The 13048-nt window shown below is 62.5% G+C and carries 13 protein-coding genes and 1 pseudogene; 2 read left to right on the top strand and 12 right to left on the bottom strand.

Features of this window, described 5'->3' with window-relative positions; genetic code table 11:
• Positions 1–26: 26 nt before the first annotated feature.
• The 4 genes from ACFXS9_RS09935 to ACFXS9_RS09920 all read right to left on the bottom strand — a co-directional run bounded on the left by ACFXS9_RS09935 (position 27) and on the right by ACFXS9_RS09920 (position 2042).
• A complete protein-coding gene (locus tag ACFXS9_RS09935; protein ID WP_392688104.1) occupies positions 27–629 on the bottom strand; it encodes a hypothetical protein in 603 nt (200 codons plus the stop codon).
• A gap of 72 nt (positions 630–701) precedes the next feature.
• Positions 702–1259 carry a TetR/AcrR family transcriptional regulator gene (locus ACFXS9_RS09930; RefSeq protein WP_392688101.1) on the bottom strand — a complete coding sequence of 186 codons (558 nt, stop codon included), beginning with the start codon at positions 1257–1259 and terminating at the stop codon, positions 702–704.
• A 58-nt stretch (positions 1260–1317) separates the two neighbouring features.
• The gene (locus ACFXS9_RS09925) at positions 1318–1758 is read right to left on the bottom strand and encodes a crotonase/enoyl-CoA hydratase family protein (protein WP_392699705.1); all 441 of its coding nucleotides are present in this window, start codon (positions 1756–1758) and stop codon (positions 1318–1320) included.
• Positions 1659–2042, bottom strand: coding sequence for a hypothetical protein (locus ACFXS9_RS09920; protein WP_392688099.1), 384 nt, complete (start codon positions 2040–2042; stop codon positions 1659–1661). Before ACFXS9_RS09920 ends, ACFXS9_RS09925 begins: the two co-directional genes overlap by 100 nt.
• Positions 2043–2296: 254 nt before the next feature.
• Here ACFXS9_RS09920 and ACFXS9_RS09915 point away from each other — a divergent pair, with 254 nt between their 5' ends.
• A complete protein-coding gene (locus ACFXS9_RS09915) occupies positions 2297–3286 on the top strand; it encodes a transposase (RefSeq protein WP_392688096.1) in 990 nt (329 codons plus the stop codon).
• A 746-nt stretch (positions 3287–4032) separates the two neighbouring features.
• Here ACFXS9_RS09915 and ACFXS9_RS09910 read toward each other — a convergent pair.
• A pseudogene (locus ACFXS9_RS09910) lies at positions 4033–5652 on the bottom strand (peptide chain release factor 3).
• 156 nt (positions 5653–5808) lie between these two features.
• Between ACFXS9_RS09910 and sugE the strand changes: the two are divergent.
• Positions 5809–6132, top strand: coding sequence for a quaternary ammonium compound efflux SMR transporter SugE (gene sugE, locus ACFXS9_RS09905; RefSeq protein ID WP_392688093.1), 324 nt, complete (start codon positions 5809–5811; stop codon positions 6130–6132).
• Here sugE and ACFXS9_RS09900 read toward each other — a convergent pair.
• The 7 genes from ACFXS9_RS09900 to ACFXS9_RS09870 all read right to left on the bottom strand — a co-directional run bounded on the left by ACFXS9_RS09900 (position 6124) and on the right by ACFXS9_RS09870 (position 12733).
• Positions 6124–7128 carry an anion permease gene (locus ACFXS9_RS09900; RefSeq protein WP_392688090.1) on the bottom strand — a complete coding sequence of 335 codons (1005 nt, stop codon included), beginning with the start codon at positions 7126–7128 and terminating at the stop codon, positions 6124–6126. The genes sugE and ACFXS9_RS09900 overlap by 9 nt on opposite strands.
• A 15-nt stretch (positions 7129–7143) precedes the next feature.
• Positions 7144–7788 carry a DUF47 domain-containing protein gene (locus ACFXS9_RS09895; protein WP_392688087.1) on the bottom strand — a complete coding sequence of 215 codons (645 nt, stop codon included), beginning with the start codon at positions 7786–7788 and terminating at the stop codon, positions 7144–7146.
• A 252-nt stretch (positions 7789–8040) separates the two neighbouring features.
• Positions 8041–9009: a branched-chain amino acid ABC transporter permease gene (locus ACFXS9_RS09890; RefSeq protein ID WP_392688084.1), complete on the bottom strand. Its 969-nt coding sequence runs from the start codon at positions 9007–9009 to the stop codon at positions 8041–8043.
• Between the two features lies 1 nt (position 9010).
• Positions 9011–9898, bottom strand: a complete 888-nt coding sequence (locus tag ACFXS9_RS09885; RefSeq protein WP_028346539.1) for a branched-chain amino acid ABC transporter permease — start codon at positions 9896–9898, stop codon at positions 9011–9013.
• A gap of 88 nt (positions 9899–9986) precedes the next feature.
• Positions 9987–11204 carry an ABC transporter substrate-binding protein gene (locus tag ACFXS9_RS09880; protein ID WP_028346540.1) on the bottom strand — a complete coding sequence of 406 codons (1218 nt, stop codon included), beginning with the start codon at positions 11202–11204 and terminating at the stop codon, positions 9987–9989.
• Positions 11205–11241: 37 nt separating this feature from the next.
• On the bottom strand, positions 11242–11985 hold the full coding sequence (locus tag ACFXS9_RS09875) for an ABC transporter ATP-binding protein (RefSeq protein WP_065745104.1): 744 nt from the start codon (positions 11983–11985) through the stop codon (positions 11242–11244).
• The gene (locus tag ACFXS9_RS09870) at positions 11978–12733 is read right to left on the bottom strand and encodes an ABC transporter ATP-binding protein (protein WP_392688078.1); all 756 of its coding nucleotides are present in this window, start codon (positions 12731–12733) and stop codon (positions 11978–11980) included. The genes ACFXS9_RS09875 and ACFXS9_RS09870 overlap by 8 nt, the downstream gene beginning before the upstream one ends.
• Between the last annotated feature and the right edge of the window lie 315 nt (positions 12734–13048).

The raw sequence follows: 13048 nt of genomic DNA, 5'->3' as shown, positions 1-13048 counted from the left end.
TTGGTGCGCAATGCGCCACGCGGCCGTTACGGCTTCTCCGCCTGCTTGCCCAGATCGCGGTTGTCGACGTAGCGGATCGCGATCGGCCGCCCGGCAAGCGCGCCGCCAAGCCCGCCGGTAAACTTCAACGGCGTACAGGCCGCCAGCGACGCATTGATCGCGTTGAGATAGGTAGCGCGGGTGTCGGCCGGAACGCCTGCCGTGGCATAGGTCACGCGGGGCGTAGCGATGATCTCGCCCGAGCGCTTGAAGCTGAACCGAACCGACATCTGCATGCCCTGGCGCGCGTTGTCGGAAGGTGGTGGCGACCAACAGGAGCGCAACGCCGCAAAGAGGTCGCCGATCGTATCGAGATCATGATCCGGCTTCCGGTATTTCGCGGCCTGATCCTGTGGAGGCACGCTTTGGATCGTGAGTTGCAGATTCTGGCCGAACGGATAATCGATCTCGGGAATACAGGGACCTTCGTTGAACACGCTGCAAAATGACGGCGTGCACGGCTGGCCGTCGAGCACGCTGCAGGGCGCGTGCGAAAATGGCGTGGCGTCGATCTGGCGCCGCGACTGGGCGTCGGCGGCGCTCATCCCGACGAATGTGGTGATCAGGCAGACGATGATGCACCGGAACATGCGGCCCTAAGTCCTAAGAGGCGACCCAACTAAGCTGATGCAGGCTTCGTCCCGTATCAAGGCGGACGGTGTTCACATCCCTGCGTTCATGGCGGACAGTTCCGCAATCAGGGCCTTCTCGCTGGGCTGGTCGAGGACGCCGGCGGTATAGAGCGAGATGCCGCCATAGAGCGTAATGTAGACCTTCATCACCGCGCGGCGACGCTCGGCCGGGCTCCCGATATCCTGGCAGAATATCCGCATAGCCTGGGCGATGACCTTATGAACCGCGGCCTGCAGCGGCGGATTGTGCTTCATCGTGGCGTGCGGGCGGCTCGTCATCAGGGCGTACAGCGCGCGGTTGGCGAGCGCGAAGCGGACATATTTTGCGGTGTAGTCCTGTGGCGTCTCTGCCTTGACGAGGATGGCGGCGAGCCTCGTGTAGGCCTCGGCCGCGACCGCGTCGAGCAGCGCTTCGCGGTCAGCGAAATGATTGTACAGCGATCGATGCGCGACGCCGACGGCCTCCGCGACCTCGCGCAGGCTCAATTGCTCATGGCCGGCCGCGGCCACCAAACGGGTGGCGGCCTTCAGCGCTTCGGATTTCAGATTGCCATGGCGATAGGTCGCCCGGCGCGGCTTTGCGGTCATGTCCCCTTCATACAAAGGCATGAGACGCAACGCCACTGCCGGGGGCCGAAGCTTTCCGTCAGGCCGATGCCTGTTTGGCAACGCGGTCCTCGCCGTACTGCGGCGTAATGTCCTCGTCGATCATGGCGCGGATCATCTTGATGACCGCCCCGCGCGCCCGCGCCTTGGTGGCGGCATGGGCGGCCATGTTGAGCGTGGCGAGCGCCTGTGCGGTCTCCTCGGCGCTGCGCTCCAGCGCATCGGCCGGGACGACGCGGTCAAAGAAGCCGGCGGTGACGGCCTCCACGGGGCCGAACATCTCCCCGGTCATCACTGCCCTGCTGAAATAGGCCGGCGTCAGCCGCTGCCGTGCGATCTCGATCGCAAAACGCGGCACGGTGAGCCCGATCGCGACCTCGTTCATGCCGATCCGGTAGTCGCCCTCGGCGGCAATCCGGTGGTCGCTGGACATGATGAGGAAAGCCCCCATCGGGTAGGCGTTGCCCTGGCATGCCGCCACCACCGGCGTCGGGAACGAGAGGATGCGCAAGGCCAGCCCGCGCCCGCTTTCACCATCAGATATTGGTCCTGGGCGCTGCCCTTCGCGAAAACGTTAAGGTCGAATCCCCCGGAAAAATGCTTTCCCCGCGCTTTCAGGATCACCACCATCTTGTCCTTTTCCGCCTGGTCGAATGCCACATGCAGGGCGTTGAGCATGGCAAGCGACATCACATTGGCCTTGCCATCGTCGATCACGATGGTGCCGACCGGGCCGCAACGGAAATAGGTTGCGAGATCAGTCATGGACGGTCTCCCTTTTTGTTTCGAAAGCATCCGATGGATACTTTAACGGAAGCCGCAGTGGCGCAAGGAATTTATCCGAGTTCGGAATGCATGCAGGCATCCACTGGATGCATATGTACGGTCGACCGGCCTCACCCCAACTGTCATCGTCCGGCTCGACCGGACGATCCAGATGCTATGAGGGGTGGCGGCAGGGTCAGCGGCGGCGAGGGTATCGACACCTCGGGCGCCGTGGTCACGCAATGGAGCACCCCATGTCGCAACCGTTTGACGTCAGCAGGTCCCTCACCGCCTTCGAGCAGGATAACACACTCGTTGCAGTTATCGAGATGAGCCAGTCGAAGTGGCTGGTTGCAGCTATGATCCCCGGTGTCACACGCCGGCCGCTGAAGAAGCTTGATGCAGACGCGAACGCTCTGCTGAAGCTGCTGCAGCGCTGGTGCGAGGAAGCGCACAAGGCGGGACGTGCGATCAAGCGAATCGTCTGCGCCTATGAGGCTGGACGGGATGGATTCTGGCTGGCCCGCTGGCTGCAGGCCCGCGCCATCGAAGCTTATGTCATCCATCCTGCGAGCATCGCGGTGTCTCGCGAGCACCGGCGTGTCAAAAGCGATCGGATCGACACGGAACTGCTGATGCGTTCGCTGCTGGGTTGGCTGCGTGGTGAGAAGCGCCATTGCAGCATGGCCACGATCCCGACCATGGCGGAAGAAGACGCTCGACGACCGGGCCGCGAGCGGGAGAGCCTGGTGAGCGAGCAGACGCGGATCGTCAACCGGGTCAAAGCCGTCCTCGCCTTGTTCGGCATCGGCGGGTTCAATCCGAGGCTTCGCAAGGCGGCGCAGCAACTGGAGACACAGCGTACCGCGGAAGGAACGCCGCTGCCGGACAATGCCAGGGCGGAACTGCGCCGCGATCTGGAGCGGCTATGCCTGGTGCGCGACCAGATCCGCGCCATCGAAAGCGCACGGCTGCAGCGCCTCACCGCTGCGCCGGCCACATCTCAAGGACCCCATGCGATGGTTCGTCTGATCGCAAGGGTTCTGGGCATTGCCATCGAGACCGCCGACATGCTGGTGAATGAGATTCTGTCGCGCAATCTGCGCGATCGCAGAGCTGTCGCGCGCTATGCCGGGCTGACCGGCGCGCCGGACGAGAGCGGTCAGCGCCGGCGCGAGAAGGGACTGGCCCGCGCCGGCAACGGCCGGGTTCGCCGGGGGATGATCCAACTGGCCTGGCGCTGATCTTTCCAGAAGGGCAGCCGGCTCGCCAACTGGTTCCGTGAGCGCACCGCCGATGGCCGACGCACCACGCGCAAGACCATGATCGTGGCACTAGCGCGTAAGCTACTCATCGCCCTGTGGCGGCTGGTGACCACCGGTCAGGTGACGGAGGACATCAAGTTGCGTCCCGTCGGCACCTGACCGTGCAGCTTCCCTTAACCCCACACCACTGACGGTTTGGCAGCCCGGCTTGCGGTCTGCCAACGGCATCCGAGGTGGCGATGATCCGCAGGAATACATGGCCTTTGCGCCGCGACCCAGAATGGACCCGCCGCCCCGGAGCTCGCCCCGATGCGCATGCATGCATCATGGTTCTGATCCCGATCGATCAACCGAATACAAGTCTGCGACGCGATATCGCGTCCAAGGTGGGCTCGCCTCGGAAGTCGTCCTCATCTCGCCATCGACATCTCCGCGTGCCGACCTCAAGCCTGCCGCCAAGCTCGCGACCGTCAAGGGCTGCGTCGCTACGCGATGGCCTCCGGCCACCCTTGACGGTCGCTGCGCCAAGGCGGACAGCCCGTCTTGAGGTCGGCCCGCGGAGATGTCGGCCTCCTCGGAGATCAACGCAATGACCTAGCAACGACGACCATTGACCAGGCCCATACAAGTATTCCAGAGACGTCAGTGATTTATGGATAGGCCACGGCGTACTGGGTCCCCGCTTCCGCGGAGGACGACAGTTGGGGCTGGAGCGACAGCGCGCCCTACGCCTTCTTCTTCACGTCCTTGACGTTGGAGAAGGTGATCCCCTCGGCGCGCTCCCTGGTATAGCCCAGGTAAAACTCGTTCTTGGCCATGAACACGGGATCGCCGTCGACGTCGTCAGCGATGCCCGAACCGTTGGCCGCGATGAAGGCCTCTAACTTTTTTGCGGTCGTCGGACGAGACCCAGCGGGCGAGCTGGAATTCCGAAACCTCGAATTCCACCGGCAGCGAATATTCCGCGTCGAGCCGTGCCTTCAGCACGTCGAGCTGCAGCGGACCGACGACGCCGACCAGCGCCGGTGCGCCGTCGCGGGGCCGGAACACCTGCACCACGCCCTCTTCCGACATCTGCTGCAGCGCCTCTTTCAGCTTCTTGGCCTTCATCGCATCCGTCAGCCGCACGCGGCGGACGATTTCCGGCGCAAAACTCGGGACGCCGACGAAGGTGATGTCCTCGCCTTCCGTTAGCGTATCGCCGATCCGCAAGGTACCGTGGTTCGGAATGCCGACGACGTCGCCGGCAAACGCCTCATCGGCCACCGAGCGATCCTGCGCGAAGAAGAACTGCGGCGACGACAGCGACATGTTCTTGCCGGTCCGCACCAGCTTCGCCTTCATGCCGCGGCTGAGCTTGCCGGAGCACAGCCGCGCGAACGCGATGCGGTCGCGGTGGTTCGGATCCATATTGGCCTGGATCTTGAACACGAAGGCGCTCATGCGCGGCTCGGCTGCTTCGACCTTGCGCAAATTGCTGTCCTGCGCCCGCGGCGCCGGCGCAAACTTGCCAAGACCTTCCAGCAAGTCGCCGACGCCGAAATTGCGCAGCGCGCTGCCGAAATAGACCGGCGTGAGATGGCCCTCGCGAAACGCGTCCAGCTCGAACGGCTTGCAGGCTTCCGACACCAGCGCGAGTTCGTCCTTGATCTCGGCGACGTCGAGATTGGGGTTGCGGCCGGCGAGATCGGCGATATCGATCTGCTCGGTCGCGCCGGTCTTGGCGCCGCCGCCTTCGAGCAGGCGCACGCCGCCGTTGACGACGTCGTAGGTGCCCAGGAAATCGCGGCCGCGGCCGACCGGCCAGGTCATCGGCGTGGTGTCGAGCGCCAGCGTCTTTTCGATCTCGTCGAGCAGTTCGAACGTGTCGCGGCTCTCGCGATCCATCTTGTTGATGAAGGTGATGATCGGAATGTCGCGCAGCCGGCACACCTCGAACAGCTTTCGCGTCCGCGCCTCGATGCCCTTGGCGGCGTCGATCACCATGACGGCGGAATCGACCGCGGTCAGCGTCCGGTAGGTGTCTTCGGAGAAGTCTTCGTGACCGGGCGTGTCCAAGAGGTTGAAGACGAGGTCCTGGAATTCGAAGGTCATCACCGAGGTCACGACCGAGATGCCGCGCTCGCGCTCGATCTTCATCCAGTCGGAACGGGTATTGCGCCGCTCGCCCTTGGCCTTGACCTGCCCTGCCAGATTGATGGCGCCGCCGAACAGCAGGAGCTTCTCGGTCAGCGTGGTCTTGCCGGCGTCCGGATGGGAGATGATCGCAAACGTGCGCCGCCGCGCCACTTCATCGGCAAGCGGCGAGCGGGACGGCGATCGTCTGTAACGGCAATGTCGGACATGAGGCTCGAGCGTTTGGCAGGGAAAACCGGGCTAATCAAGCCTCATTTGGTGGTTGCGAGGGCTCCTGGCCAGTCCCATATCGGCAGCGGAAGGACGGCCTTCCAATTTTGCAGCTCATCCGCGGGGACGACCCTGCCGGGGTTCGGAGGGTTGTCATGGCCTGGATCGTGTTGTTCGTCGCCGGTCTTATGGAAGTGGGCTGGGCGATCGGCCTCAAATATACCGAGGGTTTCACACGGCTTATTCCATCCGTCCTGACGCTTGCCTGCATGGCAGGCGGTATCCTCCTGCTTGGCCTTGCCTTGAAAGCGCTGCCGATCGGAACCGCCTACGCGGTATGGACCGGCATCGGCGCCGTCGGAACGGCCATCCTGGGCATCGCGCTGTTCGGCGAGCCTGCGACCGCCGCCCGCCTCGCCTGCATCGGACTGATCGTGGCCGGCATCGTCGGGCTTAAACTCGTCACCGGATCAGCGTAGCAACAGCACGGCCCAATAGGTCAGTGCCGCCACGAACGCCGACGCCGGAATGGTGATCACCCAGGCATAGACGATCGAGCTCGCGACGTTCCAGCGCACCGCCGAGACCCGCCGCGCCGCGCCGACGCCGACGATCGAGCCGGTAATGGTGTGGGTCGTGGATACGGGAACCCCGAGATAGGTCGCCATGAACAGGGTCGCAGCTCCACCGGTTTCGGCGCAAAAGCCCTGCATCGGCGTCAATTTCGTTATCCGCAATCCCATGGTGCGGACGATCCGCCAGCCCCCCATCAACGTGCCGAGCCCCATCGCCGCCTGGCAGGAAATCACGACCCAGAACGGGATGGCGAAATCCGCCCCGAGGTGGCCTTGCGAGTACAAAAGCACCGCGATGATGCCCATGGTCTTTTGCGCGTCGTTGCCGCCATGGCCGAGCGAATAGAGCGACGCCGAGACGAATTGCAGGATGCGGAAGGCGCGATCGACCGCAAACGGCGTCGAGCGCACCGACAGCCAGGACACGATCGCGACCAGCACCAGCGCCAACAGGAATCCAACCAGCGGCGACAACACGATCGCCAAGAGCGTCTTGGACAGCCCGCTCCAGACCGCGGCCGAAATCCCGGCCTTCGCCACGCCGGCGCCGACCAGTCCGCCGATCAACGCGTGCGAACTCGACGATGGAATGCCGAGCCCCCAGGTGATCAGGTTCCAGACGATCGCGCCGACCAGCGCAGCGAAGATGACGGTCGCGTCCACGACATCGGGTTCGATGATCCCCTTGCCGATCGTATTGGCAACGTGGAGGCCAAAGACGAGGAAGGCAATGAAATTGAAGAACGCCGCCCAAGCCACCGCATAGTGCGGCCGCAGCACGCGGGTCGATACGATCGTGGCGATCGAGTTGGCGGCGTCGTGCAGGCCGTTGAGGAAATCGAACAACAGCGCGACGCCAATTAAGAAGACCAGAATTGGAAAAGCCAGGGTGGCGTCCACTGAATTGGCCCTGCCCTATACCTGTTCGATCACAATCGAGTTGATCTCGTTGGCGACGTCGTCGAAGCGGTCGGATACTTTCTCGAGATGCTTGTAGATCTCGGCGCCGACGACGAAATCCATCGAATTGCCGTTGCGGTGCTTGAGAAACAGCTCCTTCAACCCGATGTCGTGGAGATCGTCGATACGGCCCTCAAGTTTTCCGATTTCCTCCGTGATGGCTGTCAGCATTGCGACGTTGCTCCCGATCGACTGCATCAGGGGAAGCGCTCGGCTGACGAGATTGGCGCACTCGACCAACAGCGTGGCTATTTCGCGCATCGGAGGCTCGAACGTTCGGACCTCGAACAGCACCACCGCCTTCGCGGTCTGCTGCATCTGGTCGATCGCGTCGTCCATCGACGTGATCAGATTCTTGATGTCGCCGCGGTCGAACGGGGTAATGAAGGTGCGGCGGACCGCGGTCAGGACCTCGCGGGTGATGCCGTCGGCGTCGTGTTCGAACTGATTGACTCGCTGGCAGAATACCGGCGTCTCCTCGCCGCCGCGCATCATGTCCTGCAACGCCAGCGCGCCCTGCACGACCGTCTGGGCGTGGCGGGCAAACAAGTCAAAAAACCGCTCCTCCTTGGGCAAAAAGGCACGAAACCAGCGCAGCATGGGCATTTTTCCGTCGTTCAGAAACAGTCGCGGAGCGAGCTGTCACAAAACTGTCATAGACCATTCGAGGGAAAAGCGCGCGACGTCAGGCCCCGGGAACCGGGTCATCCACCGCTTTGTGGCGCGTTCCCCGGACGCAGCGCGGCGTGCAACGCTGCGCTGCTGAGCCGGGGTCCATCCCCGCCGCAGAAAGATGGGTCCCGGCACTGCGGAGCAGCGTTGCACGCTGCACCGCGTCCGGGACACGAGATCTTAGAGGGATCGGCGGAAATAATGCGCGATCTCGCCGATGATGCCCCGGCGGAACGTCAACACGCAGGCCACGAAGATGACGCCCTGGATCACCGTCACCCATTGGCCGAAACCGGCCAGATATTGCTGCATGGCGATGATAACGAAGGCCCCGACGACCGGACCGAACACCGTGCCGAGGCCGCCGACCAGCGTCATCAGCACGATTTCACCCGACATCGTCCAGTGCACGTCGGTGAGCGAAGCGTTCTGCGCCACGAACACCTTCAGCGAGCCGGCAAAGCCCGCAATCGTTCCGGAGAGGATGAAAGCGAGCAGCTTGTACTGGTCAGTCTTGTAGCCCAGCGAGATCGCGCGCTGTTCGTTCTCCCGGATCGACTTCAGCACTTCGCCGAACGGCGAGTTGATGGTGCGGTAGATCAGGAGGAAGCCGCCGAGAAACCCGGCGAGCACCACGTAGTAAAGCACCGTAGGCTTGGAGAGATTGAATATTCCAAACAGGTAGCCCTGCGGAATGCCCTGGATGCCGTCCTCGCCATGGGTGAACGGCGCCTGCAGATAGATGAAATACAGGAGCTGCGAGAGCGCCAGCGTGATCATCGAAAAGTAGATGCCCTGGCGGCGGATCGAGATGAAGCCGGTGACGACGGAAAGCGCGGCGGCGCCAGCGACGCCGACCAGAATTCCGACTTCCGGCGTTACACCCCAGACCTTGAGCGCATGCGCCGAGCAGTAGCCCGCGGTCCCCAGAAACATCGCGTGGCCGAACGACAGCAGGCCGCCATAGCCGATCAGCAGGTTGAACGCGCAAGCAAGCAGCGCGAAGCACAGCGCCTGCATCACGAAGAACGGATAGATGCCCGTCAGGGGTACGAGCCCCAGCAGCACCGCCATCGCGGCGAACACGATCATTTCGTCGCGCATCGCTTGCGGCGTTACCGGCAGTGTGTCGTCAGTCAATGCGCTCATGTCAGGCAGCCCGTCCAGTCAGTCCCGTTGGCTTCACCAGCAACACTAGCACCATCAGGACGAACACCACGGTGTTGGAAGCTTCGGGATAAAAATACTTGGTCAGTCCCTCGATCACGCCGAGCGCAAATCCGGTGATGATCGATCCCATGATCGATCCCATGCCGCCAATCACCACCACCGCGAACACGACGATGATCAGGTCCGCGCCCATCAACGGCCGCACCTGGTTGATCGGCGCGGACAATACGCCGGCCAGCGCCGCCAAGCCGACGCCGAGGCCGTAGGTCAGCGTGATCATCCGCGGCACGTTGATGCCGAATGCGCGCACCAGGGTCGGGTTTTCAGTCGCCGCGCGCAGGTTGGCGCCGAGCCGGGTCTTCTCGATCAGGAACCAGGTCGCCAGGCACACCACGAGCGAGAAGACGACGACCCAGCCGCGGTAGATCGGCAGGAACATGAATCCGAGGTTCATGCCGCCCTGTAATCCGCGGAACCCACCGACCTCCGGATAATCAGGAATCGCGTACGGCAGGCCGGACGAGCCGAAGTAATTCTGGAACACGCCCTGCACGATCAGCGCGATGCCGAACGTCAACAACAGCCCGTAGAGGTGGTCGAGACCGGCCAGCCATTGCAGCATGGTCCGTTCGAGGATCATGCCGAAGATGCCGACGACAATCGGCGCGATGATCAGGGCCCACCAGTATCCAATCCCCGTGAGATGCAGCAGAAAATACGCGCAGAACGCGCCCATCATGTAGAGCGCGCCATGGGCGAAATTGATGATGTTGAGCATGCCGAAGATCACGGCGAGCCCGAGACTGAGCAGCGCGTAAAACGATCCGTTGATCAATCCCACCAAAAGCTGGGCGTAGAGAGCTTGCATCGGTTTCGCACTCAATCTCGTTATGATGCGGGGTAGGCTTGGGCCGCGAGTGAAGGCCCGCCGGCATGACGCCGACGGGCCATCGTTGTTACTTCTTTACCAGCGGACAGGCGCTTTCCGAGAGCGGCCGGAAGGCCTGCTCGCCCGGAGTGGTGCCGATCAGCTTGTAATAGTCCCACGGCCCCTTGGATTCGGAGGGCTTCTTGACCTCGAACAGGTAGGCCGGATGAAGCTTGCGCCCGTCGGCGCGGATTGTACCCTTGCCAAACAGCGGATCATCGGTGGGCGTTTCCTTCATTTTCGCCACCACCTTGACGCCATCGTGCGGATTGCCGCCCATTGCATCGATCGTCTTGAAATAGTGGATCAGGCCCGAATACACGCCGGCCTGCACCATCGACGGCATCGCCTTGTTCTTCATCCGCTCGGAGAAACGCTTCGAAAACGCGCGGGTGCCGTCATTCAGATCCCAGTAGAAGGTTTCCGTGAAGTTCAGGCCCTGCGCCACCTTGAGGCCGAGGGAGTGGACGTCATTGATGAACAGCAGCAGTCCCGCGAGTTTCTGGCCGCCCGAGACGATGCCGAACTCCGCAGCCTGCTTGATGGTATTGGTCGTATCGCCACCGGCGTTCGCCATGCCGATGATCTTGGCCTTGGAAGCCTGTGCCTGCAGCAGGAATGAGGAGAAGTCCGACGAGTTCAGGGGATGCCTGACAGTGCCGATGACCTTGCCGCCCGACTTCGTCACCACCGCGGAGGTGTCGCGTTCCAGCGCGTGGCCGAACGCGTAGTCCGCGGTCAGGAAGTACCAGGTGTCGCCGCCGGCCTTCACCAACGCCTGGCCGGTAGAGTTGGCGAGCATGTAGGTATCGTAAACCCAATGAATCGTGTTCGGCGAACACTGCGTATTGGTGAGATCCGACGTCGCCGCGCCGGTGTTGATCATGATGGCGTTCTTTTCCTTCACCAGATTGTTGACCGCCAGCGCCACGCCGGAGTTCAGCACATCCACGAAGATATCGACCTTGTCGACGTCGATCCATTGACGGGCGACGGTGGTGCCGATGTCGGGCTTATTCTGGTGGTCGGCGGAGACGATGTCGATCTTCCAGCCCTTGGCCGCAAGACCGGAATCCTCCACTGCCATCTGGGCGGCGACCGTCGAGCCGGCGCCGCCAAGGTCAGAGTAAAGTCCGGAATTGTCGGTGAGCACGCCGATCTTGACGGTCTTGTCCTGCGCCACGGCGCTGCCTGCGGCAAGTGCCAGAGCGGTGCCGAGGAAGAGAGCTGAAATCCGATGTTTCATAGTATCTCCATTACTCCAGAGTGCAGCAAAGTACCGATTAAACGCCGAGATAGGTGTGGAGCTTGTCCATATTGGCCGACAACTCCGAATTCGCAAAGCCGTCGATGACCTTACCGTGCTCGACGATGTAGTAGCGGTCGGCCACCGTGGAGGCGAAGCGGAAATTCTGTTCGACGAGCAGGATGGTAAAGCCTTCCGACTTCAGCCGCGCGATGGTGTGACCGATCTGCTGGATGATGACGGGCGCCAGGCCTTCGGTCGGCTCGTCCAGCATCAGAAACCGCGCGCCGGTGCGCAGGATTCTTGCGATTGCGAGCATTTGCTGCTCGCCGCCCGAGAGCTTGGTGCCCTGGCTGTTGAGGCGCTCCTTCAGGTTCGGAAACAATTCGAAGATCTGGTCGAGCGACAGCCCGCCACTGCGCACGATGGGCGGCAACAGCAGGTTTTCGCGCACGTCGAGGCTTGCGAAAATGCCCCGCTCCTCGGGACAGAATGCGATGCCCAGGCGCGCGATCCTGTCGGACGAGGCGCGCGTGATGTCCTGACCGTTAAAACGGATCGAACCCGTCCGCTTGCCGATAATTCCCATCACCGACTTCAGCGTCGTGGTCTTGCCGGCGCCGTTGCGGCCGAGCAGCGTGACCACCTCGCCCGCCTTCACATTGAAGTTGATCCCATGAAGGATGTGCGATTCGCCGTACCAGGCCTGCAGGTCCGAAACGGAAAGAATCTCCGCGCCTGCCGGTTTGGCAGCGGCTTCGGCCATTTTCAACTCAGGCATGACCGGCCCCCAGATAGGCTTCCTTGACGCGCTCGTCCTTGGACAATTCGGCATAATTGCCTTGCGCCAGCACCTGACCGCGCGTCAGCACAGTGATGATATCGGACAGGTTGGCGACCACGGAGAGATTATGCTCGACCATCAGGATGGTGTGCCTCGCCGAGATGCGCTTGATCAGGGCTGCGATCTTGTCGATGTCTTCGTGACCCATGCCCGCCATCGGTTCATCGAGCAGCATCATTTCCGGGTCGAGCGCCAGCGTCGTCGCAATCTCCAGCGCGCGCTTGCGTCCATAGGGCATCTCGACCGCTGGTGTATTGGCGAACTCGCTCAAGCCCACGTCGTTCAGCAAGTCGAGGGCGCGGCCGTTGAATTGGTCAAGCACGCGCTTGGAGCGCCAGAAATCGAACGAGCTTCCATGCTGGCGCTGTAGCGCGACACGAACGTTTTCCAGCGCCGTCAGGTGCGGAAACACCGCCGAAATCTGGAACGAACGCACCAAGCCGAGGCGAGCCACATCGGCCGGCGCCATCGCGGTGATGTCCTGCCCCTTGTACAGGATCTGCCCTGCAGACGGCTTCAGAAACTTGGTCAACAAGTTGAAGCAGGTCGTCTTGCCGGCGCCATTCGGCCCGATCAATGCATGAATGCTGCCGCGCCGTACTTTGAGGGCGACATCGCGAACGGCGAAGAAACCCGCGAATTCCTTGGTCAATCCGTGGGTTTCGAGAATGAACTCATCAGCCAAACAAATTTCCCCCTCAACCGTCTCCGCGAGTTCGTCCGCGCGCGGCCAGTTTTTCCCTGTTCGGGCAGGCTCTCCTGGAGGTCTGGAAACCGTCCCGAGCCCGCCGCCTCCGGCCGGAATATGCCGTCAACGCGATGGATTAGGCAAGGCGGAATGCTGCCAGCCCGACCGCGCGCTTGCGGTTCCGGATGCGCCATAAGTCGAATGGCGCGCCGGCGCGGCTCGGCCGGGCCACGAGCCACGCTCAACCGTAACCTCGCGCCGGCAAGCCATCGTTAACGGTGTTTTGCTGCAATCGGGCGCGCTTTCACACAA

Source organism: Bradyrhizobium sp. RDI18 (assembly GCF_043203335.1).
GTDB classification, from domain to species: domain Bacteria; phylum Pseudomonadota; class Alphaproteobacteria; order Rhizobiales; family Xanthobacteraceae; genus Bradyrhizobium; species Bradyrhizobium retamae.
Note: the sequence above shows the minus strand (reverse complement) of the source record. Positions and strands in the feature narration are given on the sequence as shown.